The 21781-nt window shown below is 63.3% G+C and carries 20 protein-coding genes and 1 pseudogene; 10 read left to right on the forward strand and 11 right to left on the reverse strand.

The genetic code is table 11. The annotated features are described in order from the left end of the window. The first annotated feature begins 47 nt into the window (after nt 1-47). The 6 genes and pseudogenes from tmk to CGZ66_RS37590 form a co-directional block, all read left to right on the forward strand. The gene (gene tmk, locus CGZ66_RS37565) at nt 48-722 is read left to right on the forward strand and encodes a dTMP kinase (RefSeq protein ID WP_167392398.1); all 675 of its coding nucleotides are present in this window, start codon (nt 48-50) and stop codon (nt 720-722) included. Next, nucleotides 719-1774: a DNA polymerase III subunit delta' gene (locus tag CGZ66_RS37570; protein ID WP_095091597.1), complete on the forward strand. Its 1056-nt coding sequence runs from the start codon at nt 719-721 to the stop codon at nt 1772-1774. Before tmk ends, CGZ66_RS37570 begins: the two co-directional genes overlap by 4 nt. 138 nt (nt 1775-1912) lie before the next feature. Then, nucleotides 1913-3466, forward strand: a complete 1554-nt coding sequence (metG, locus tag CGZ66_RS37575) for a methionine--tRNA ligase (protein ID WP_095091811.1) — start codon at nt 1913-1915, stop codon at nt 3464-3466. Beyond that, entirely contained in the window at nt 3466-4278 is an 813-nt protein-coding gene (locus CGZ66_RS37580) for a TatD family hydrolase (RefSeq protein ID WP_095091598.1), read from the forward strand. Before metG ends, CGZ66_RS37580 begins: the two co-directional genes overlap by 1 nt. A 3-nt stretch (nt 4279-4281) precedes the next feature. Then, on the forward strand, nt 4282-5097 hold the full coding sequence (locus CGZ66_RS37585; RefSeq protein ID WP_095091599.1) for an MBL fold metallo-hydrolase: 816 nt from the start codon (nt 4282-4284) through the stop codon (nt 5095-5097). 326 nt (nt 5098-5423) lie between these two features. Beyond that, nucleotides 5424-5788: pseudogene (locus CGZ66_RS37590) on the forward strand (TetR family transcriptional regulator); the annotation flags it as partial. A gap of 18 nt (nt 5789-5806) precedes the next feature. On the opposite strand, the gene CGZ66_RS37595 reads toward CGZ66_RS37590, so the two are convergent. Continuing rightward, entirely contained in the window at nt 5807-7966 is a 2160-nt protein-coding gene (locus CGZ66_RS37595; RefSeq protein WP_095091600.1) for a mechanosensitive ion channel family protein, read from the reverse strand. A 268-nt stretch (nt 7967-8234) separates the two neighbouring features. Here CGZ66_RS37595 and CGZ66_RS37600 point away from each other — a divergent pair, with 268 nt between their 5' ends. Continuing rightward, the gene (locus CGZ66_RS37600; RefSeq protein WP_095091601.1) at nt 8235-9143 is read left to right on the forward strand and encodes an agmatinase; all 909 of its coding nucleotides are present in this window, start codon (nt 8235-8237) and stop codon (nt 9141-9143) included. Nucleotides 9144-9312: 169 nt separating this feature from the next. Here CGZ66_RS37600 and CGZ66_RS37605 read toward each other — a convergent pair whose 3' ends face one another. After that, nucleotides 9313-9531 carry a hypothetical protein gene (locus CGZ66_RS37605; protein ID WP_095091602.1) on the reverse strand — a complete coding sequence of 73 codons (219 nt, stop codon included), beginning with the start codon at nt 9529-9531 and terminating at the stop codon, nt 9313-9315. A 168-nt stretch (nt 9532-9699) separates the two neighbouring features. On the opposite strand from CGZ66_RS37605, the gene CGZ66_RS37610 reads away from it, so the two are divergent. After that, nucleotides 9700-11727 (forward strand): BTAD domain-containing putative transcriptional regulator, encoded by a 2028-nt coding sequence (locus tag CGZ66_RS37610; RefSeq protein ID WP_095091603.1) that lies wholly within the window; start codon nt 9700-9702, stop codon nt 11725-11727. A 154-nt stretch (nt 11728-11881) separates the two neighbouring features. Here CGZ66_RS37610 and CGZ66_RS37615 read toward each other — a convergent pair whose 3' ends face one another. From CGZ66_RS37615 to CGZ66_RS37645, 7 genes are all read right to left on the reverse strand, one after another. Then, the gene (locus tag CGZ66_RS37615; protein WP_095091604.1) at nt 11882-12523 is read right to left on the reverse strand and encodes a glutathione S-transferase family protein; all 642 of its coding nucleotides are present in this window, start codon (nt 12521-12523) and stop codon (nt 11882-11884) included. 56 nt (nt 12524-12579) lie between these two features. After that, nucleotides 12580-13452 carry an aldose 1-epimerase family protein gene (locus CGZ66_RS37620; protein ID WP_095091605.1) on the reverse strand — a complete coding sequence of 291 codons (873 nt, stop codon included), beginning with the start codon at nt 13450-13452 and terminating at the stop codon, nt 12580-12582. A 174-nt stretch (nt 13453-13626) separates the two neighbouring features. Further along, entirely contained in the window at nt 13627-14343 is a 717-nt protein-coding gene (locus CGZ66_RS37625; protein ID WP_095091606.1) for a Bax inhibitor-1/YccA family protein, read from the reverse strand. A 46-nt stretch (nt 14344-14389) separates the two neighbouring features. Beyond that, nucleotides 14390-15163, reverse strand: coding sequence for an anti-sigma factor family protein (locus tag CGZ66_RS37630; protein WP_095091607.1), 774 nt, complete (start codon nt 15161-15163; stop codon nt 14390-14392). Then, nucleotides 15160-15693 carry a sigma-70 family RNA polymerase sigma factor gene (locus CGZ66_RS37635; RefSeq protein WP_425352345.1) on the reverse strand — a complete coding sequence of 178 codons (534 nt, stop codon included), beginning with the start codon at nt 15691-15693 and terminating at the stop codon, nt 15160-15162. The genes CGZ66_RS37630 and CGZ66_RS37635 overlap by 4 nt, the downstream gene beginning before the upstream one ends. Nucleotides 15694-15863: 170 nt before the next feature. Further along, nucleotides 15864-16679, reverse strand: a complete 816-nt coding sequence (phnX, locus tag CGZ66_RS37640; RefSeq protein WP_095091609.1) for a phosphonoacetaldehyde hydrolase — start codon at nt 16677-16679, stop codon at nt 15864-15866. Continuing rightward, the gene (locus CGZ66_RS37645) at nt 16676-17836 is read right to left on the reverse strand and encodes a TIGR03364 family FAD-dependent oxidoreductase (RefSeq protein ID WP_095091610.1); all 1161 of its coding nucleotides are present in this window, start codon (nt 17834-17836) and stop codon (nt 16676-16678) included. The genes phnX and CGZ66_RS37645 overlap by 4 nt, the downstream gene beginning before the upstream one ends. A 164-nt stretch (nt 17837-18000) precedes the next feature. Here CGZ66_RS37645 and CGZ66_RS37650 point away from each other — a divergent pair, with 164 nt between their 5' ends. Together CGZ66_RS37650 and mazG are read left to right on the forward strand one after the other, a co-directional pair. Then, nucleotides 18001-19185, forward strand: a complete 1185-nt coding sequence (locus tag CGZ66_RS37650; protein ID WP_095091611.1) for an amino acid aminotransferase — start codon at nt 18001-18003, stop codon at nt 19183-19185. Nucleotides 19186-19274: 89 nt separating this feature from the next. Further along, nucleotides 19275-20099 carry a nucleoside triphosphate pyrophosphohydrolase gene (mazG, locus tag CGZ66_RS37655; protein WP_095091612.1) on the forward strand — a complete coding sequence of 275 codons (825 nt, stop codon included), beginning with the start codon at nt 19275-19277 and terminating at the stop codon, nt 20097-20099. A gap of 6 nt (nt 20100-20105) precedes the next feature. Here mazG and hflX read toward each other — a convergent pair whose 3' ends face one another. Beyond that, a complete protein-coding gene (gene hflX / locus CGZ66_RS37660) occupies nt 20106-21497 on the reverse strand; it encodes a GTPase HflX (RefSeq protein WP_095091613.1) in 1392 nt (463 codons plus the stop codon). Continuing rightward, on the reverse strand, nt 21498-21743 hold the full coding sequence (gene hfq, locus CGZ66_RS37665) for an RNA chaperone Hfq (RefSeq protein WP_006202172.1): 246 nt from the start codon (nt 21741-21743) through the stop codon (nt 21498-21500). Between the last annotated feature and the right edge of the window lie 38 nt (nt 21744-21781).

A 21781-nucleotide genomic window follows, 5' to 3' on the forward strand; every position in this document is an offset into this window, starting at 1 on the left:
TATCTAGAGCGCTATAACCACCCGCAAGCATGGCAAAGGCTTTTCGATTGGCGCGCGGATTTTTCATCACCTTCGAAGGCGGCGAAGGAGCAGGCAAGTCGACGCAGATCGAGCGGCTGGCCAGGAAGATGCGCGCCAAGGGATATGATGTCCTCCCCACCCGTGAACCTGGCGGCTCGCCTGGCGCCGAAGCTGTCAGGCATGTGCTGCTTTCAGGCGCCGCCGAACCATTCGGGCCGAAAATGGAGGCGCTGCTGTTCGCCGCCGCGCGCTCCGACCATGTCGAGCAGGTCATCCGTCCGGCGGTCGAGCGTGGCTCCATCGTGCTTTGCGACCGCTTCCTGGATTCATCACGCGTCTACCAGGGCGTCACCGGCGGTATCGACCCGGCGTTCATGGATGCGCTGGAGCAGGTCGCCATCAACGGCATGATGCCGGACATGACGCTGATCTTCGACATCGATCCGGCGGAGGGCCTCAGGCGCGCGACGTTGCGGCGTGGCACCGAAGCAATCGCCGACCGCTTCGAAAAGGAGAGGCTGGCGATCCATCAGGCCCGCCGCGAGGCGTTTCTGGCAATCGCGGCGGCCGAGCCGGAACGCTGCATCGTCGTTAACGCCGCCGCCGATCCCGATACGGTCGAGAATGTCGTGACCGCCACCGTGTTCGCGGCGCTGGAGGCAAGAACGCCTTCGCGCAACAGGCAGGCGACGCCGGCATGATCTTCGAGCGCATCGCACCCGAGCAGCACGACACGCTGGACGGCGTGCCCGAGCCATCCGAAACACCGCGTCTGGTTGGACACCGGCAGGCCGCGGGGATGCTGACCGCCGCCTATCGTGCGGGAAGGCTGCCGCATGCGCTGATCTTCTCCGGGCCGGTCGGCATCGGCAAGGCGACACTCGCCTTCCATCTTGCGCATCATCTGTTGAAGCACCCGTACTTTGCGCAGGCGCCGGAAAGCCTTGCCATTCCCGATCCGGCCTCGTCGCTGTTCCGACAGATCGCCACCGGCGCGCATCCTTGCGTGCTGCATCTGACCCGTCCGCCCAACGACAAGACCAAGAGCTTCAAGACCGTCGTCACCGTCGACGAGATCCGCAAGGTCAGCCGCTTCCTGTCGCTGACCTCGCATGACGGCAGCTACCGGGTTGTGATCGTGGACCCGGCCGACGACATGAACACCAATGCCGCCAATGCCTTGCTGAAGAATCTCGAAGAGCCGCCGGCACGAACGCTGTTCATCCTGATCGTCCATGCGCCGGGCAGCCTGCTGCCGACAATCCGGTCGCGCTGCCAGGTGGTGCGATTGACGCCGCTCGATGCCGACGACCTGATGGCGGTGCTGGAAACGACCGAACCGCCACCGCCGGACGATCCTGCCGCGCGCGCGGCGCTGGCCGAGCGGGCAGGGGGCAGCGCGCGCAGCGCGATCCTGTTGACGCAGTATGGCGGGCTGGAGATCGCCTCGACACTCGATACGCTGGTGGCGGCAAGAAAGAACGATGTCGGCGGCGCGTTTCGCCTTGCCGAGGCTGTCGCCGGCCGCGACCAGGCGATCCAGTTCGATATCTTCAACCGCCGGGCGCTGGAGCTTCTGTCGGATGCGGCAAGCCAGGCAGCGCTGACCGGTGACCTCGGACGGGCCAAAACGCTGTCGGACACTTGGCATGAGGCGCTCGACGCTATATCGGAGACCGACACCTACAATCTCGACAAGAAGCAGCACGCCTTGACCATGATCGACCGCCTGAATTCTGCAATGCGAATGTGACGGTTTTTTCATGCATGCCGTGCCCCAAATCCGGGGCCACTTTTGGGCGGCATGCATTGGCCTCGGGATGGCAATCGCCGCCCCGATGCGATATCCACCGCCACGCCTTTCCATTCAGACATTCATGACGGTTCATTCATGTCACGCGACAAGTTCTACATCACGACGGCGATTTCCTATCCGAACGGCAAACCGCATATCGGCCATGCCTACGAACTGATCGCAACCGATGCGCTTGCCCGCTTCCAGCGGCTCGACGGCAAGCAAGTCTTTTTCCTCACCGGAACCGACGAACACGGCATCAAGATGCTGCAGACCGCCAAGCGCGAAGGCATTTCGCCGCGCGAACTGGCCGATCGCAACTCGGCTGAGTTCAAGCGCATGGCGGAGGCGCTCAACGCCTCCAATGACGATTTCATCCGCACCACGGAAGAGCGGCATTACGCGTCGTCGCAGGCGATCTGGAAGGCAATGGCCGACAATGGCGACATCTACAAGGGCGGCTATGCCGGCTGGTACTCGGTGCGCGACGAAGCCTACTACGGCGAGGAGGAGACGGAGGTCCGCCCAGACAATGTCCGCTACGGGCCACAGGGAACGCCCGTCGAATGGGTCGAGGAAGAGAGCTATTTCTTCCGCCTCTCGGCCTATCAGGACAAGCTCGTCGCGCTCTATGAAAACCAGCCCGACTTCATCGGCCCGGCTGAGCGCCGCAACGAGGTAATGAGCTTCGTCAAATCGGGACTGAAGGACCTGTCGATCTCGCGCACCACCTTCGACTGGGGCGTGCCGGTGCCGGGCGACGAGAAGCACGTGATGTATGTGTGGGTCGACGCCTTGACCAATTACATCACAGGTGTCGGCTATCCCAATGAAAATGCTGACGATTGGCATTTCTGGCCTGCGGATGCGCACATCATCGGCAAGGACATCGTCCGCTTTCATGCGGTGTATTGGCCGGCCTTCCTGATGTCTGCCGGCATCCCGCTGCCGAGACGTGTCTTCGGCCACGGCTTCCTGTTCAACCGCGGCGAGAAGATGTCGAAATCAGTCGGCAACGTCATCGACCCCTTCACCATGATCGAGCACTACGGTCTGGACCAGGTGCGCTACTTCTTCCTGCGCGAGGTGCCGTTCGGCCAGGACGGCAGCTACAGCCATGAAGCAATCGTCAACCGCACCAACGCCGATCTTGCCAATGGCCTTGGCAATCTGGCGCAGCGCTCGCTGTCGATGATCGCCAAGAACTGCGGCGGCGTGGTGCCCCAACGCGGCACCCTGGCGGATGAGGACAAGGCGATCCTCGATCAGGCAAGTGCCGTGCTCGCCGTGGCGCGCAAGACCATGGCCGAGCAAGGCATCCATCTGGCGCTGGCGGCGATCTTCGGCGTGGTGGCGGAAGCCGATCGTTATTTCGCGGGCCAGGCGCCGTGGGCGCTGAAGAAGAGCGATCCGGCGCGCATGGAAACCGTGCTGTGGACGACTGCCGAACTCGTCCGGCGCGTGGCGCTGTTGTGCCAACCCTTCATTCCGGGATCGGCCAACAAACTGCTCGACCTGCTGGCGGTGCCGGCGGACACCCGCGATTTCGTGCATGTCGCGGCGGACCACGCGCTTGTGTCGGGAGTAGCCTTGCCCGCGCCGGAAGGGGTGTTTCCGCGTTACGTTGAACAGCCGGATGCGAACGCCTGATGCTCGTCGACAGCCATTGCCATCTGGATTTTCCAGACTTCGCCGAGGAGCGGGCAGCCATTGTCGCCCGCGCCAAGGCGGCCGGTATCAGCCGCATGGTGACGATCTCGACGCGCGTGAAGCGGTTTCAGCAAATCCTTGAAATCGCAGAAACCTTCGAAGAAGTGTATTGTTCGGTCGGCACCCACCCGCATAACGCCGCCGAGGAACTCGATGTCACCGCCGCGGACCTTGTGCGCCTGTCGGCTCATCCGAAGGTGGTGGCGATCGGCGAGGCGGGGCTCGACTACTTCTACGACAAGGCGCCGCGCGATGCCCAGGCGCAGGGCTTTCGCGCCCACATTAGCGCCGCGCGGGAAACCGGGCTGCCGCTGGTCATCCATTCGCGCGATGCCGATGACGACATGGCAGCCATCCTCGAGGACGAAACAAGGAAGGGCGCCTTCCCCTTCATCCTGCACTGTTTTTCGTCCGGACGCCGGCTGGCCGAAATCGGCGTTGCGCTCGGTGGCTATGTATCGTTCTCGGGTATCCTGACCTTCAAGAATTCGGCGGAATTACGCGCCATCGCAGCCGATGTGCCGCATGACCGCTTGCTGGTCGAAACCGACGCACCCTATCTGGCGCCCGTGCCATTTCGCGGCAAGCGCAACGAGCCAGCCTATGTCGCGCACACGGCCAAAGTGCTGGCCGAAACAATCGGCGTCAGCGAGGCTGACATCGCTGATCTGACGACGAACAATTTCTTCCGTCTGTTCGGCAAGATGCCGCGACCTCCCGAGCAAACTGCTTGGCCCGAGCAAAGCGCCTGAACGATGACCGACCGGCTGCGCCTTACCATTCTCGGCTGCGGCTCGTCGCCAGGTACGCCGCGCATCACCGGCGACTGGGGCAATTGCGACCCAGATAACCCGAAGAACCGGCGCACCCGCGCCGCCGCACTCGTCGAGCGGATTGCCGCGGATGGCGGCCGCACCAGCGTCGTCATCGACACTGGACCGGATTTCCGCCAGCAGATGCTGATGGCCTCCGTCAGGCGCATCGATGCGGTCGTCTACACGCACCCGCATGCCGATCACATCCACGGCATCGATGACCTGCGTGGTTTCGTCCTCGATCAGCGCCAGCTGATCGATATCCATGCCGACCAGCCGACGATGCTGCGCCTGCGGCAGGCCTTCGGCTATTGTTTCGAGACGCCGGCGGGCAGTTCTTATCCGCCGATCGTCGACGCTCATGTCATCCATCACGCCAAGCCGGTGGTCATCGAAGGAGAGGGGGGTGCCCTCACCCTCGAGCCGCTGCCGCAGGTGCATGGCGACATCATATCGCTCGGTTTCCGCATCGGCACGCTCGCCTATTGCCCTGATATCAGTGACTTTCCGGAGGCCACCGTCGAACGGCTGCGCGACCTAGACGTGCTGATCATCGACGCGCTGCAATACCGGACGCATCCCAGCCATCTGTCGCTTGGCGAAGCGTTGGAATGGATCGAGCGGCTGGCGCCACGGCACTCCGTGCTGACGCATATGCATGTGCCGCTCGACTACGCCACCGTGATGGCCGAGACGCCAGCCAACGTCGAGCCAGCCTATGACGGCATGGTGATAGATATCCCATATGATTCATAGTGATGAAGCCAATCCTTCATCGCTGGCCGCACTGGAATTTCGACAATGAATGACGCCCGGCCAAATCGTCTGGTCAAAACGGATTTCAGCTGCCGTGCATGCCGGATCGACTTGCCGCGATAGACACGACGCCTGGGCTACTCAATCGAAGAGATATTGAGATCGCGGGTTGGCGTGACCGCCATAGCGTTGTGGGTATCATCTATCTGCTGCAGCCGGATGGGCGCCAAACGGCTGATAATGCGGGAAAATCTCCGCTTGCCGTCACACGCGTCAGTTCCATAATCTATCTTATGCGACTTTCTGATGTGCGGTAATGCCACCCGGCTAGAGCAATTGGCCGCAGCGTGATGAGCCTATATTGGCACGTCGACAACAAAGAGGATGTCTTTGATCTGGCGCTCGACTCGGTGCTCGAATATCGCGAACCGCCGCAAATGGCTGAATCTCAAGACTGGCGCAGAGAAGTCGTTCATATGCTCGAAGACTGGCGCGCCATCATGCTGCGCCATCCCTGGTCGGCATCGCTGTTGCCGCGCCGGACGACAGGGCCGCCGCGCAGCAGCGCCTTGCGCTTCTCAGCGGACGCTACCCGACAATCGAACGCTCTCGTCTGCTGCTGGATGACGATTGGCTCGGCGCTTTCAGGAAAGGCCTCGACTTCCTGCTCGATGGCCTCGCTCCAAGATAAAGTTCCGCCTGCCGACTTTTATTCCTCGCCTTCCTTGGCCTTGGCTTCCGCAAGCTGTTTGCGTACCACCGCATCCCTGGCAGCAGCCGCACTTGCCCCATGGTCCTCATTGCCGGCCGCGACCTGCACTGTGGGCGAGGCAAACTCGATCCCGTTTGCCGCGAACGCTTCGCGGATCATGACATAGGCCCGGCGACGGATCGTGAATTGGTGTCCCGGCTTGGTCGTCATCGCGAAACTGAGGTTGATGCCATAATCGCCGAAAGCCTCGACGCCCTTCATCTTCAAGGTCTCGATGATCTGCGGACCGAATTCCTCATCTGCCAGCAGCTCGGCGCCGACCCCCTTGACCAGTTTTTTGACCTTGGCAATGTCCGTGTCGTAGTTGACCGAAATGAAGAACTTATCGATCACCCAGTCCCGGCTCATGTTCTGGACGGCGCCCAACGAGCCGAATGGAACTGTGAAGATCGGGCCGCGGTGATGGCGCAGCTTGACCGAGCGAATGCTGAAGGACTCGACCGTGCCCTTGTAGGTGCCGCTCTGGATATACTCTCCGACGCGAAACGCATCGTCGGTCATGTAGAACACACCACTGATGACGTCCTTCACCAGCGACTGCGATCCGAAGCCGATGGCAACGCCGAAGATGCCCGCGCCCGCGATCAATGGACCAATCTCGACGCCAAGGCCGGAGAGAACCATCATGATCGCAATGGCGGCAATGAGTGCGGCGAGAAAATTCTTCAGGATCGGCAGCAGCGTTAAAAGCCGCCCGCTGCGGGCAAGCGCTGCCTCATCGCCGCCCTCCGTGCGGGCACGATCGATGCGACCGCCAATGAGACCCTTCACAAGTTGCCAGATGAGATCGGCGGCGAGCAGCACCACGATGCCGCTCAATACCCCTCGGATGATGCGGTCTATACTCTCGTCACCCATCATTCCGCTGGCACGCAAACGCACGACGGTCGCGAGCCAGGCGACGGCGAGCCCGATAACGATCGCCCTCGCCCCACGCTCAACGAGCACTTCGAAGATGGCATTGTTCGACTTCGTCGTCTCGTCGGAGCTGGCGAAAAACGACTTGGTGATTGAACTGGCGGATCTCAGGATTGGTGGGAGGATCAAGCCATAGATGCCAATCCACAAAAGCGTGCTCATCCCCACGACCCACAAGAGCCAGAGCATGCAAAGGAAAAATGTCAGCAGCCATTCCTTGAGCCGATAAACCTTGGAAGCCCCGACCGCCGCCGGCCGCCGCCATACGGATTCGATCGACACAGCGAGGAGACCGAGACCGAGTATGTAGACGATGAGATTCCTGACGTTCGGCGTGAAGTGGAGGATGTTCATCTCGCCTGCGAGCGCCCATCCAAGGAAGAATACGCCAGCAAACAACGCGACGCGGCGGCGCCAGAAAGCCGCGGTGACATCGTCCATCGGAATGAGCCGGACCTTCGGCTGGTCTCCAAGGTTCAAATTGCCGTCCGCCGTGCCGAGAATAACTGACGCGATCCGCATGATCACGCGCCAGGCGATGACAGCGATCAGCAAAGGCAGCACCAGCGCAGAAAGCAGTGGTGGCCAGGTAAACGCCAGGAAGGCGCCGACACTGGCCATTGCGAACACGACGAGCGGCGCGATGGCGACGAACAACGTTCGGGCGATCACATGATGTCGGGCGGGTGCGCCCGATTCCGGGCTTTGAGCTGGGTTGCGGCGGTGAGCCCTGCCGACGATCCGGCGGAAGATCAACTCGGCACCTAACCCAAGCGCCACAAAGGCCGCGAACAGGACGAGGATCGCTCCCGGCCCTCGCCCGTGAATCTCGGTCATTATCGTCGAGCTTGCGCCGGAAATCTCGTCAGGGACCTCAGGAACCGCATTGCCAATGCCCTGCAAATGCTCGCGAATGGCGTTGGACCAGACCATGAAGTCAGTGGCGGAAGCGCCCATTGGCATTGCCGAATCGGCCGCGGGTGCCGCGCCCTTCTCGGCGATCCACGCCTTGACTTCGGGATCGTTCAGCAATTTCAGCAACTGCTCGACTTTTTCAGGTGGAGGGGGCGGCGCCGCAGTCGTCTGCGCCCGGGCGATCGCAGTGAATGCGATCAGGGACGCCATCAGCATTGCAAACAACACGCCGGTTCTGCCAGCCCGGAAAACCATCACACTCATCTGCTGACCCCCGATGGACTCACTTTCACTATGCCCACAACATACTGCCTCACGAACAAAATAAAGTAGCGATGCAATACGCCCGAACAGGGCCGGAATTGTCCGTCGAGGCGGAGTGCCAAGGGAGCTCGGCCATCAATCGCCAGTCCCCGTTCAGGTAAGGCAATTTCGCGTTTCAGCTGGGGTGGCGCGTTTCGCTCCACAGAGCTTCGCCAAACTGATACATCCGCATTCGACAAAATTTCAGCCAGACCATCATCAAGACCAAATGACGGCATCTCTCTTTCTCGGCTTTCCCGATCGCCTCGCCGATGGCCGCATCCCCAGTGCGGTGATCTTCGGAGCTGGTCACGGCAGCACTTATCCCGGCAAGGACAGCAGCGGCCATGCCTTGGCCGCCGATGCTATCCGCGCTGCGAGCCAGGACGATGCCGCGCTCGTCGAGCACTGGGATTTCGATCTCGGCGGCCCGCTGTTCAACGGCAAGCCGGGCTGCTGCATCGACGCCGGCGATATCCCGACTACCATGCATGACAATGCCGGCAACCGGGCCAGGATCGAGGCGAAGACGCGCGAGGTCCTGGCATTGCCGGCCGTACCGATCCTGCTCGGCGGCGACTGTTCCGTGACCTTTCCCTTCCTCGCCGGCTTTGCGGATCGCGGGCCGGTCTGGATCCTGCAGATCGACGCGCATATCGATTGGCGCGACGAGGTGCATGGCGAGCGCTACGGCTATTCGAGCCCGATGCGCCGAGCGAGCGAGATGCCGCATGTCGCCGGCATGGTGCAGGTCGGCCTTCGCAGCGTCGGCAGCGCAGGCATAACCGAGATCGAAGCGGCGCGCCGCTATGGCAGCCGCTTCGTGACCGCCCGCGAGATTCACGCCCAGGGCGTCGAAGCCGCGCTGCGGCATATTCCGGAAGGATCGCGGGTTGTTGTCACGCTGGACGGCGACGCCCTCGATCCCAGCATCATGCCGGGCGTGGCGGCGCGTACGCCCGGCGGCCTCACCTACACGCAGGTGATCGACCTGATCGCGGGCCTCGGCAGGCGGGCCAGGATCGCAGGATTCGATCTTGTCGAATTCTATCCTCCCGCCGATATCGACAGCCTGTCGGCCCTGACCGCGGCGCGCCTTCTCGTCAACGTGATCGGCACCATCGTCCGGCAGGTTTGAAAGCCGGCTTCCTCTCGTAGCATGACGGCCCAACAAGGTTCCCCGCTGCCGCGAGGATACCCAGACTCGGCCTGACCCTCGGACCGGCGGCAATTCAGGCGCATCCATTGGGCTTCCCGAAGGGAAGTCCTTCCTATCGACCACATCCGCTCGGACTTCCCTAGAGTTGCTATAGGTTCCGGCCGCGTGCGGCTACATCCGCCGGCGCCTCATCCGCCAGATAGCCGAGATCCTTTTGTTCCGGCAGAGACAGGCCGGCAAGTGCCCTGCGCTGCCTGAAATCCTGATATCGGCGTCGAAACCTTGCGAAGACACGCGCGACATGCCCGGCGAGCAAAACGGAAAAACGGGAGGTCGGCTGGAAGGTCCTGTGGCTGATGGAGGTCATTTCATTCTCCCTCGTTCGAATTCATGAGGGCAGTGTCCCACCGGCGCGCTTTGTCGATGTTCATCTAGGCGTGAAACCGGAGGAGAAACCACTGCCGAAGCCGCTAAATCGTCGTTAAGTCGGCGGCGGGAAGTGATATTCTACCCGAGGCTGCTACAGGGGGTCGGGGTGCACATCGCATTGCTTGGCGGTATCGAGGTTGTTTCTTCAGGCGGGCAATCCCTGCACTTCGCGACGCGCAAGACGTCGTTGCTGTTTGCCGCGCTCGTTCTGGCCGGGCCCAAGGGCCTTCGCCGCGAGAGGGTGGCGGCGATGCTATGGGCCGACAGCGGCGACCAGCAGGCGCGGAACAGCCTGCGCCAAGCGTTGGTCGACATCAGGCGGCTGTTTCCGCCCACCGACGACGAGGCCATACGTGTCGAAGGCAATGCCCACACCATATGGCTGGCGGCAAATGCCGACGAGGCCGACATCTGGATGTTCGACCGGAATATCCTGGCCAGTGACGGCGCCAGCCTAGCGACAGCGGCGAACCTCTACCGGGGCGACTTGCTCGACGGTCTGTCGTTTCCCGGCGAGATCGACGAATGGCTTGCGCCGCTTCGGGCGAACTATGCCCGCAAGGCGCTGGACCTTGCCGAGCGGCTGAGCCTTCTGCCGGAGACGGACGCCAGCGAGGAAATGGCTTGCGAAAGGCTGGCGGAGCGGCTGGTGGCGCTCGATCCATGCGCCGAGCAGGCCCACCGGGCGCTTATCCGCATCTTCCGCCGTCGCGGCAAGACCAACGACGCCTTCCGCCAGTTCCTGGCCTGCGAGGAGGCGCTGAAGCGCGAGCTCGGCGTCGCCCCTGAAGAGGCGACGCAGGCGCTGGTCGAGCGTATCGAGGCGCCTGAGGCAAAGGATCGGCACGAGCACGCGTCCAGCAGCTCCGGCCCGCCCAAAGCCGGGGCGCCGCGGCGGGAAACGGAGGCGGAACCGGCACGCCCCGTCGTTTCCATACCGGATAAGCCGTCGATCGCGGTGCTACCGTTCCAGAACATGAGCGGCGACGCCGAGCAGGACTATTTCACCGACGGCGTGGTCGAGGAGATCACCACGGCGCTGTCTCATGTGAGCTGGCTGTTCGTGATCGCGCGGAATTCCGCTTTCGCCTACAAGGGTCAGGCCGTTGATATAAAGCGCGCGGCGCGCGAGCTGGGAGTGCGCTACGTGGTTGAGGGCAGCGTGCGCAAGGCGGGTAGCCGGCTCCGCGTTGCGGGCCAGCTGATCGAGGCAGCAACGGGCGCGAGCCTGTGGGCCGACCGTTTCGAGGGCAACGTCGCCGACGTGTTCGAACTGCAGGACCTCGTCGCCTCCAGCGTCATAGGTGCGATTTCGCCCAGGCTCGAACAGGCCGAGATAGCGCGGGCCAAGCGCAAGCCGACCGAGAGTCTCGACGCCTACGACAATTACCTACGCGGCATGGCGAGCCTTTACCGCTGGACGAGAGCGGGACTGGAGGAGGCGCTGCCGCATTTCTACAAGGCCATTGAGCTCGACCCTGACTTTGCCGCCGCACAGGGCGCTGCCGCTTGGTGCTACTTCTGGCGAATGGCGAACGGCTGGATGACGGACCGGCAGAAGGAGACCGCCGAAGTTTCCCGGCTGGTCGGCAACGTCACCATAGCCGGCCAGGACGACGCGGTAGCGCTGGCTTTCAGCGGCCTCGCACTGGGCTATGTCTTCGGCGACTACGAGGCCGGTTCGGCACTGACCGACCGGGCGCTCGTGCTTAACCCCAACTGCGCCGCCGCATGGAGCGCCAGCGGCTGCCTAAAAGCCTGCCATGACGACCCGGACATCGCGATCGAGCATCTGTCGCGGGCAAGGCGGCTGAGCCCGCTCGATCCGCTGACTTTCTTCATGCAGTGCTTCACGGCCTTCGCCCATTTTGTGGCCGGCCGCTATGATGCCGCCTGGCCGATCGCGGAGGCGGCATCCCGCGCGCAGCCCTATTATCTCACCGGTCTACGCGTAGCCGCAGCCAGCAACGCCATGGCCGGCAGGCTGGATGCCGCGAGCAAGCACATCGCGCTGTCACTGCAGCTCGATCCCGAATTGACCCTCTCCAACCTCAGGCACCGGGTGGGGCAGATCAGGCCGGCCTATTTCGTCAGATATGTCGAGGCACTGCGGCTAGCCGGCCTGCCCGATTGAGCCGGGCGGCGTGAGCCCGCTCCCTGACCGCCCCGCGCCCTCTCGTCAATGTGATCGAAACCGTCACCCGGCAGGTTTGAACGCCGGCTTCCTCTCGTAGCATGACGGCCCGACAAGGTTCCCTCCGCTGCCCAGAGGATACCCAGACTCGGCCTCACCCTCGGACCGGCGGCAATTCAGGCGCGTCCAATCCCTTGAAGGGATCGCGCCAGGCCTCGATCTCTTCAAGCCTACGATACCAGCGGCCGACAGAGGGATAGTCGTCGAGCGGCAGTCTGGCGGCCTCGTTAAACGGCAGAAAGGTCGCCATGCGGAAGTCGGCGTAGGAAACCGAATTTCCGACCAGCCATTCCCGTGCGAAAAGCTCTGTTTCGAGTATTGCAGCGGCCGTGCGGAAATGCGTCAGCCCCTCCTCCACACGCTGTTGATCAATCGGGCCTATGCCGTACCGCTGTTTGGTGCCACGTTCGAAATGCACCGTGTCGCAAGCGAATGCGAAGTGCTCCTTGCCCCAACTCAGCCACCGGATCATCTCGGGCTCGTCATCGCCGGTGCGCCAGAAATCCGAACGCACATCGCACGACAGCCGGCAGGCTATGGCGTCTGCCTCCCAGAGGCTTTTTCCGCCGTCGCCCACAAGTATGGGCAATGAGAGATTGGGGTTTAGCAGGCGATATTTCTCGGCCTGCCCCGGAGCGAATGGCGAGGCGAATTCAAATTCGACATTCGCGTCGAGATAGCGTGCCACCGCGACGGCGAGCCGAGGATTGGGATTGCGGCTGAAGTATAGCTTCATTGGACACCTCCGGTGTGGCTGGCCAACGCTATTGCCTGAGCTGTCGATGACGGGCGTCACAGCAGCCGGATTTGATAGCTCAGCACGCGCTTGGCGGCGGGTGCGATCAGCATCAGGCCCGGCTTGTCGACAAAATCGCCGTCGAAGTCCACCGGACTTGCGATGCCGTGCCAGGGCTCGATGCACAAGAACGGCGCGCCGCCCGGCTTTGACCAGACGCCCAATTCCTGAAATCCCTGCCAGGCCATCTCGATCGCCGGACCACGCTCGCCGGCATAACGCACGCCGGTGCTGGCGGGCTGGTCGAGAATGACCGCGTCCTGGTCGAACAGCCGCTCGGAGAGCGCGAGGATGTTGCCTTCGACGGGCGTCGGCTGCGGCGTTTTCAGCAACAGGCCGTCCTTCAGGCGACGGACCGGAGCAGGTTCGGCAGCAGCGAAAGTCAGCTGGTAATCCGTCTTGGCCAGATCCGGCAGTAACGGCCAATTGAATGCCGGATGCGCCCCGATGGACGCCGGCATCGGCTCTTCGCCGGTGTTGGTTATGTCGAACGTGACGCCAAGCTGCCGGCGGTCCAGCGTGTAGGTCACGGCGAGGCGGAAGGCGAATGGATAGTGCGTGCGGGTATCGGCGTCGTCGGTGAGAACCAGCGTGCAGGATTGTGGGCCGCTCTGGGCCCAGGCAAACGGCTTGTCGCGCGCGAACCCGTGCTGCGTCATCGGGTAGGTCTGGCCGCGATGGCGCAGCTGATCTCCGTTCAGCCGGCCGACGATCGGAAACAGCACCGGCGAATGCCGCCGCCACTCCGGCCCGGCCTGCCACAGGAACTCAAATCCTTCTGCGTCTTGCAGCGAAACCAGTTCGGCGCCCTGCGCAACGATGGTCGCCGAGATGCCGTCGCCCTGAAGCGTTTGGCTGTCTTGTGCCACATATCCTCGCGCGGTCGGTATTGAAGGGTGGTGCGGTGGCAGACTAGCAAAAGCTCTTGGGGACTCAAGGTGTAGCCGGTCCTGCCAGAACGAATTGTGGCCGGAGGATCTCCCTCCGGCCACCTCCCCGCATCAGGGGCGATAGTCCTCGCCCCTGCCCACAGCGGACAGTCGTTACTCGCGTTCGCCGGTGAAGTTCAGCAACAGCTGGAAGATGTTGATGAAGTTCAGATAGAGCGAGAAAGCGCCGAACACGGCCAGCTTCTGGCGCGATTCCGCGTCGAAATTCTCGGCATACTGCTCCTTGATCGTCTGCGTGTCCCAGGCGGTCAGGCCGATGAACACGGCGATGCCGATCACCGAGATGGCAAACTGCAGCGCGGTCGAGCCGAGGAAGATGTTGACGATGCTGGCGATCACCACGCCGATCAGGCCCATGATCAGGAACGACGAGAACTGGGTCAGGTCACGCCTGGTCGTGTAGCCGTAGAGGCTGGTGGCACCGAACATGGTGGCGGCGATGAAGAAGGTGCGTGCGATGCTGGTTCCGGTGAAGACCAGGAACACCGAGGCCAGCGACAGGCCCATGACCGCGCAGAAGGCCCAGAACATCGCCTGGGCGCTGGCCGCCGACATGGTCTGCATCTTGAACGAGAACAGCATGACGAAGGCGAGCGGCGCCAGCATCACCACCCATTTCAGCGGGCTGGAGAAGATCGGCACGTAGAGCGCGGGCGTCGATGAGATCATGAAGGCGACCAGGCCGGTGACCACGAGGCCAACGCCCATATAGTTGTAGACGCGCAGCATATGCTGGCGCAGGCCCTCGTCGTAGACAGCTGCGGTTTGGGCACCGGCGCCCACGCGGTATCCCAGATTGGGGGTGTTCATATAAATAAATTCTCCTTTGTGTATCGGTCAGCAAAGCGTGGGTCGGTCAGTAAAGCGTTTTGGCGAGCGTCTCGGCGGCGCGGTCGAGATCGCGGACCTCGCTTCGTCCGACCACCGCATAGGCGACCTCGCCGATCTGGAAATAGGCCGAAGAAATGTCGCCCGAGGGCGCGACGGTCGGCTTGACGACGTCAAAGGTGCCCGGCCGGATCGCAAACAGCGAGACCAGGCCCATCTCATTCGTCTCGACAGCCATCTCGACGCTCGGACCGAAGCGCGACGGATAGATCTGCACGTCGCGCACCTTCCAGCCCTTGGGCAGCGAGGGCATGACGATGGCGGTCGCGGCGCGGATCTCGCCGGCATTGTAGTTGGGCGCCTCGGGCTGCGAAGGCATGGTCTCGCGCACCAGCGTCGTTTTATGCGCCCGCACCGCCTCGTCGACATAGGCGGGCGGCTGCGGCGAGGCGACGACCTTGGTCACCGACATCGGCCCGATAATGCCGTTTGCCAGCCAGCCGGCGGCGACGAAGGCGGCCACTGCCGCCGCGCGCTGCAGCACGCCGAAGATGCGACCGCGGGAAAGCCCCCTCTCCAACCGCCGCGCGGCATCGGCGGTCGCCGGCCGCGCCATGCCCCTGGACCCGGCAAGCGCCACGCGAAGCTCGTCGCGGGTCCGCAGATCCGACATCACGCGCGCCGCCGCCTCCGGACGGGTGGACAAAAACGCCTCGACCTCGATGCGGCGGGCGACATCGAGCTGGTCGTCGACATAGGCGTCGAGGTCGGTGTCGGCCACGGGATCGACAGTTCCAGTCATGACGGTCCTCCAACGATCCTGAGGTGGTTTTTCGTCTTCGAGGGCGCCGCGTCCTCCATCTTGCGCAATGCGTCGCGCGCCCTGCCGATGCGCGACATCAGCGTTCCCAGCGGCACGCCGCTGGCATCGGCCGCCTGTTGATAGGAAAGCCCTTCGATGGCGACGAGATGCAGGGCCGAGCGCTGTTCTTGCGGCAGGCTGAAGAAGGCTTCGCGCACCTGCGCCAGGCGCACGGAGTGTTCCTGCGGCGCCGGTGTGCTGCCATCGGCAAGATATCCGGCCTGTTCGAGGCGAGCGGCATCGGATTTGCGGGAGCGCATTTTGTCGATGAATGTGTTGTGCACGATCGACAACAGCCATGCGCGCAAATTGCCGCTAGAGCGGAAAGTGGCGCGCCGTTCATAGGCCCGCACCAGCGCGTCATGCACGAGATCCTCGGCGTCCGTGCTGTCACGCGTCAGCGAGCGCGCGTAGCGGCGCAGCGAACCGAGCTGTCCTATGATGTCAAAGCGCGGCATCGACCGTTTCATGTCCTGTTTACGGAGCATGTGGGGATTTTAATCCCAGCCGCGCCATCTTTTTCGCGGATCGCTGGAGGACAACCGTTCGCAACTGCCCTCGCCTCGCCGGCACAACCGGGCAATCCCGCGATACCGGCGCAGGGTACTGCAAAGCAGGTGGCACTCGGCCGAGTGAGCGATCAGGGCCTTTCGCCGCGCCGCAGCTTGCCTTCAATCGCGGCTATCACGGGCATCAGATCGGCGACGCCCTTGACGACGAAATGCGCGCCGGCGGCCGTGAGCTTGGCCGATGCCTCGGCCCGTTTCATCCTGAACACATCCGCAGCCATAGCCTGCGTCTCCGCCAGCGTGTGACCAAAGACATTGCCGGTCACCGCCACGCCGACGGTCCAGGCGCCAGCATTGATCCCCTCGCCGATACCGACCTCGGTGTCATCGACCTTGACACACAGCCACGGCGGATAGACGCCGAGTTCGGTCAACGCTTTCCAGAGCATGAACGGCGTCGGCCTGCCGTCAGGTGTGTCGCCGGTGCAGACCAGGCAATCCGGCGAAAAGCCCTGCGCGGCGGCAACCGGCAGTATCTCCGCCATGATGTCGCGCGTATAGCCAGTTGTGGTGCCGATCTTGAGGCCGCGCTTCCGCAGTGCCTTGACCACGTCGGCAACACCGGGAATGACATCCGAGAACCGCGCCGCCACAGCCCGGTTCTTCGGCACGAATACGTCATAGATGGCGTCGATGTCGGCATTTGTCGGCGCATGACCGTGCTGCTCCGTCCATGCGGCGGCGATCCTTGGCTGTGCCAGCAGTGCTGCGATGTGCGGGCGCTTGGCCATTCCCATCGGTCCCCTCGCCTCATCGACGCTGATCGCCACGCCGAATTCGGCGAAGGCCTCGACAAAGACACCCATCGGCGCCAGCGAACCGTGATCGACAACGGTGCCGGCCCAGTCGAGGACGACGGCGCGAAGCAAACCTTGAGTGGGCATCATGCGATTTTCCTGGCGTCGGCCGTGGTTGAACCGAAAAGCTCGTCGACCACCTCTTCGGCGATCGCGAACGAGGTGCTGGCGCCGGTACCGCTGGTGATCATGACCAGCCGCACGCCCTCCCGCGGCGCGTCGGCGAACATTGTCTGGCCGGTTGCTGAGGCATAGATGCCGGTCCAGCGTTCCAGCACGGGCGGCGGCGGGCCACCAAAGACGGCGCTGAACTCCTCAAGGATGAGGTCGTCGACACGCCCCGAGGCGAACGGATCGGGCGTTGTCGCGTAGTGGTGTGAATCGCCCACCACGAGCGTACCATCGGCACTCTGGACGACGATCAGATGAACGCCATTGTCGAGCGCGTCGCCTTGTTCCACTTCCAGCCGGCTTCGCAACGCGGCGGCTTCTGGCAAGGCGGCGTAACCGCTGTAACGCGCCAGCCCAAGATCCGACATCACCGCTGCCGGCAACCGGAAGCCGGGATCGGCAAGGCGCATCATCTGCAATCTGCAGCGGGTGACGCCGTATCGCGCGATGCGATCGGGGTAAAGCGTGGCCAGGTCGTCGCCCGGGCAGACGATCACCTTGCCGGCGAAAACCGGACCCCGGCTGGTCTCGATATCGGGCGGCTCGATCGAGCGTACCGCCGTCTCGCGCCGGAATTCGACGCCATGTTTTTCGGCGAGGAAGGTTGCCAGCTGCGGGATGGCCTGGCGCGACTCGACACGCACATCGTGCGGGCTCCACAGGCCGCCGGCAAAATTCCGGCCCGCCAGTTCGGGATAGTCGCGGCGAAGCGCATCGGGTTCGAGCAGGAGGCAACCCTCGCCCATCTCGGTTTGAAGAAACGCCTCGACCACCGAGAGCGCTTCCGGACGGCGCGCGACGACGACCAAGCCGCGCTGGATGACTTTGATGCCGGCGGGCGCGGCCAGTTCCAGCCAGATGTCGCGAGATCGCATGGCACGGCGCCATACCTGGCCGCGTTCCTGACCGCTGACCGTAACAAAGCCAAAATTACGCACTGAAGCGCCGTTGGCCTGAGCGTCGCGGTCTATGACGACGACGCTGAGACCGCGACGGACGGCGGCGAGCGCATGGGCGAGACCGACAATGCCGGCGCCAACGATGGCGAGGTCGAACTGTTGGCGTTGGCTTGTCATTTTCCCCACGCAGATCAAAGAGTTCTCTCATCAAACTCTGTCCATATGACAGGAGCGTGTACGACGCACCTGCAGCATCTGCGTCTCGGGGTGGCGCAACTAAAGCGCTGGCGAAATACGTTCGATTTGCGTATCACTCCGCCGCGTCAACGGAACCATTGCCAATGTTTGAAGACCTGCAGCCCGCCCCCGCCGACAAGATCCTTGCCCTGATCGGCCTCTATCGCGCCGATCCGCGTCCCGACAAGGTCGACCTCGGTGTCGGCGTCTACAAGGATCGCGATGGCAAGACGCCGGTCATGCGCGCTGTGCGCGAGGCCGAAAAGCGCCTGCTGCAGGGCCAGGACACCAAGACCTATCTCGGCCTGGCCGGCGATGTCGGCTTCAACTCGGTGATGGCCAAGCTTGCCTTCGGCCCAGGCGCCGACATGACGCGCATCCGCGCCGCACAGGCGCCCGGCGGGTCCGGTGCGCTGCGGCTGGTGGCGGAATTGCTGAAGCGGACGCGTCCGGACGCGACGGTCTGGCTTTCGGACCCGACCTGGCCGAACCACATGCCGGTGATGCGCGCCGCTGGCCTGCAGATCCGCGAATACCCCTATTTCGATGCGGCTTCGGGTGCCGTTCGCTTCGACGACATGCTGGCAGCGCTGCGGACGGCAAACAGCGGTGACGTGGTGCTGCTGCATGGCTGCTGCCACAATCCGACCGGCGCTAATCTGGACAGCGCCCAATGGGCCGCCGTTGTCGATCTGGTGGTCGAGCGCGGCCTGCTGCCGTTTGTCGACATCGCCTATCAGGGCTTTGGCGATGGCCTTGAGGCCGATGCTCTCGGCTTGCGCCTGCTGGCCGCGAAGGTTCCGGAAATGGTCGTCGCGTCGAGTTGCTCGAAGAACTTCGCCGTCTACCGCGACCGCGTCGGCGCCGCGATGATCCTGGCCAAGGACGGCGCCCAGGCCGATCTGGCGATGGGTCAAATGCTATCGGCGGCGCGCGCCATGTATTCGATGCCGCCGGATCATGGCGCTGCCGCTGTGCGTATCGTGCTGGAAGACGCCGCGTTGCGCGCGGACTGGGAGGCCGAACTCGAGGAGATGCGGCTGCGCATGCTCAGGCTTCGGGTCCAGTTCGCCGAGGCGCTGCGCCGGCAGTCCAATTCCGACCGTTTCGATTTCGTTGCCAGCCACCGGGGCATGTTCTCCCGCCTTGGCCTCACGGAAGCGCAGGTCGAGCGGCTGCGTGCCGAGCACGGCATCTACATGGTCGGTGACAGCCGCATCAACGTCGCGGGTCTGCCCGAGGACGGGATGGACGAACTCGCCAAGGCGATCGTTTCCGTTCTTGATTGACAGGCCGGGTACCCAGCACCTGTGGACAAGGCCCCCTCGCCGGCTGACAACGTTGGCCGCGCGAGTGGCCCCGCGGTAGCATCGGTCGCATGACGCCATCGAATGACATTTCGCGCCTGATCGAGATCATGGCGGCGCTGCGAGCGCCGAAAACCGGTTGTCCATGGGACATCGAGCAGGATTTCTCGACCATCGCGCCCTATACGATCGAGGAGGCCTACGAGGTGGCGGATGCCATCGCGCGCGGTGACCTCGACGATCTGCGCGACGAACTCGGCGACCTTCTGCTGCAGGTCGTCTACCACGCGCAAATGGCCGAGGAGGCCGGTGAATTCGCCTTCGGTGATGTGGTCCGGGCCATCACGACGAAGATGATCCGTCGCCATCCGCATGTCTTCGGCGACGAGGAGGCCCGCAGCGCCGGCATGGCCAAGGGCATGTGGGAAAAGATCAAGGCCGAGGAAAAGGCGGAAAAACGAGGCGCACGCCTCGCCCGCGGTCTCGACCCCGAGGACAATGGCAAGGGGTTTCTGGACAGTGTTCCGGTCAACCTGCCCGCGCTGACGCGAGCGCTGAAACTGCAGGAGAAGGCCGCCCGCGTCGGCTTCGACTGGAGCGAGGCTGCGCCTATCCTCGACAAAATCGAGGAAGAGATTGGCGAGTTGCGCGAGGCGCTGGCCAATGGCGACACCGCGTCGATCAAGGACGAGTTCGGCGACATGCTGTTTGCCGTCGTCAATCTCGGCAGGCACCTCAAGCTCGATTCGGAAGCCGCGCTAAGCGGCACCAATGAGAAGTTCCGCTCACGCTTCCACTATGTCGAGCAGGCCCTGGAAAATTCTGGCAACACGCTGGACAAGGCGAGCCTGGCCGAGATGGAAGCGCTCTGGCAGGAAGCAAAAACCGCGAAGTAAGCGACGTTACCCTTTGGTTTTGGCGCGCAATCTGCTTTCGATCTCTTCGCGGGCGCTTTGCGTCGCCTTGAGCGAGATGGTGGCGCTGCCGTTGTCATTGTCGGTTCGCGAAACGACGTCGCCATTGCGGTAAAGCCAGTCGACAAGACCGAACTGTGCCGGCTCGATCGTCACCGTCAGGTCTTCGAGTTCGCCCGCCATGCGCGTTTCGATGATCGCCTTCAGCGCATCGATGCCCTCGCCGGTCACCGCCGACACCGCGACCGGCGGCGCCTTGCTGGCGTCAGTGCCATCGGCAAGCAGCCGGTTCCTGTTGCCTTCGTCGAGCCTGTCGATCTTGTTCCACACTTCGATGACCCGCTTGGCGTCGCCGGCATCGACACCGAGGTCGGCCAGGATGCGCTCGACATCCTCGGCCTGTGCGGCTGTATCGGGATCGGAAATGTCGCGCAGGTGGATGACGAGGTCGGCCTCGACCACCTCTTCCAGCGTGGCGCGGAAAGCGGCGATGAGATGCGTCGGCAGGTCCGATATGAAGCCGACGGTGTCCGAAAGGATGATCGGCGTGCCATGCGGTAGGCGCACGCGGCGCAGCGTCGGGTCGAGGGTGGCGAACAGCATGTCCTGAGCCAGCACGCCGGCTCCGGTCAGCCTGTTGAACAAGGTCGACTTGCCGGCATTGGTGTAGCCGACGATCGCCACCACCGGAAACGGCACCTTCTTGCGCTTGGCGCGGTGCAGGTCGCGGGTGCGGCGTACGGTTTCCAGTTCGTGCTTCAGCTTGATGATCTTGTCCTGAAGGACGCGCCGGTCCGATTCGATTTGCGTTTCACCGGGACCGCCGAGGAAGCCGGCGCCGCCGCGCTGGCGCTCGAGGTGGGTCCAGCTGCGCACAAGACGGCCCTTCTGGTAATTGAGATGGGCAAGCTCGACCTGCAACGTGCCTTCCTTGGTGCGCGCGCGCTCGCCAAAGATCTCAAGGATCAGGCCGGTGCGGTCCAGCACCTTGGCATTCAGTTCCTTTTCGAGATTGCGCTGCTGCACCGGCGTCAGCGGATGGTCGACGATGACCACTTCCGCATGACCCTCTTTGACGATTTCGGCGAACTCGGCGACTTTGCCGCTGCCGAGCAACGTCGCCGGGCGCGGATCGTTGACGGTCACCACCGCCGTGTGGATCAGATCAAGGTTGATGGCGCGGGCAAGGCCGACAGCCTCGTCGTGACGAGCGTCAGCCGAACGCGTCAGCCGCGGACGGTTGGTATCGTCGTCACCGCGCTGCTGGCGCGTAAGCACAGGCACGATGACAACGGCCCGGGTCGGGCCCTTGGCTTCCGTCCCGGGATGATGTGCTGGTTTTCCGCGAACTGGTGCGTCCGCGTCTTTCTCACGTGCCAATCAGGCGCCCTGGCTTTCCTCGCCATCGAACATCTGAACCGGCTGGCTCGGCATGATCGTGGAAATGGCGTGCTTGTAGACGAGCTGGGAATGACCGTCGCGGCGCAGCAGGACACAGAAATTGTCGAACGAAGTGACCACGCCGGTCAGCTTCACGCCGTTGATAAGGAAGATGGTGAGCGGGTTCTTGCTCTTGCGAACTGAATTCAGGAACAGGTCCTGAAGGTTTTGCGATCGTTCCGCCATTGTTCTTGTCTTTCGCCGATCCCCTTCGGTTTGCAAGC

This window comes from Mesorhizobium sophorae (genome assembly GCF_002270415.1).
In the GTDB taxonomy this organism is placed as follows: Bacteria; Pseudomonadota; Alphaproteobacteria; order Rhizobiales; family Rhizobiaceae; genus Mesorhizobium; species Mesorhizobium sophorae.

Bases quoted from the DNA above. Each gene is read 5' to 3' on its own strand.
- CGZ66_RS37630 (WP_095091607.1), bottom strand. From the start codon at position 15,163: ATGACTGGAACTGTCGATCCCGTGGCCGACACCGACCTCGACGCCTAT.
- phnX (WP_095091609.1), bottom strand. From the start codon at position 16,679: ATGATGCCCACTCAAGGTTTGCTTCGCGCCGTCGTCCTCGACTGGGCC.
- CGZ66_RS37605 (WP_095091602.1), bottom strand. From the start codon at position 9,531: ATGACCTCCATCAGCCACAGGACCTTCCAGCCGACCTCCCGTTTTTCC.
- hfq (WP_006202172.1), bottom strand. From the start codon at position 21,743: ATGGCGGAACGATCGCAAAACCTTCAGGACCTGTTCCTGAATTCAGTT.
- metG (WP_095091811.1), top strand. From the start codon at position 1,913: ATGTCACGCGACAAGTTCTACATCACGACGGCGATTTCCTATCCGAAC.
- mazG (WP_095091612.1), top strand. From the start codon at position 19,275: ATGACGCCATCGAATGACATTTCGCGCCTGATCGAGATCATGGCGGCG.
- CGZ66_RS37615 (WP_095091604.1), bottom strand. From the start codon at position 12,523: ATGAAGCTATACTTCAGCCGCAATCCCAATCCTCGGCTCGCCGTCGCG.
- CGZ66_RS37595 (WP_095091600.1), bottom strand. From the start codon at position 7,966: ATGAGTGTGATGGTTTTCCGGGCTGGCAGAACCGGCGTGTTGTTTGCA.
- CGZ66_RS37570 (WP_095091597.1), top strand. From the start codon at position 719: ATGATCTTCGAGCGCATCGCACCCGAGCAGCACGACACGCTGGACGGC.
- CGZ66_RS37635 (WP_425352345.1), bottom strand. From the start codon at position 15,693: ATGAAACGGTCGATGCCGCGCTTTGACATCATAGGACAGCTCGGTTCG.
- CGZ66_RS37650 (WP_095091611.1), top strand. From the start codon at position 18,001: ATGTTTGAAGACCTGCAGCCCGCCCCCGCCGACAAGATCCTTGCCCTG.
- CGZ66_RS37625 (WP_095091606.1), bottom strand. From the start codon at position 14,343: ATGAACACCCCCAATCTGGGATACCGCGTGGGCGCCGGTGCCCAAACC.
- CGZ66_RS37645 (WP_095091610.1), bottom strand. From the start codon at position 17,836: ATGACAAGCCAACGCCAACAGTTCGACCTCGCCATCGTTGGCGCCGGC.
- CGZ66_RS37600 (WP_095091601.1), top strand. From the start codon at position 8,235: ATGACGGCATCTCTCTTTCTCGGCTTTCCCGATCGCCTCGCCGATGGC.
- CGZ66_RS37585 (WP_095091599.1), top strand. From the start codon at position 4,282: ATGACCGACCGGCTGCGCCTTACCATTCTCGGCTGCGGCTCGTCGCCA.
- CGZ66_RS37580 (WP_095091598.1), top strand. From the start codon at position 3,466: ATGCTCGTCGACAGCCATTGCCATCTGGATTTTCCAGACTTCGCCGAG.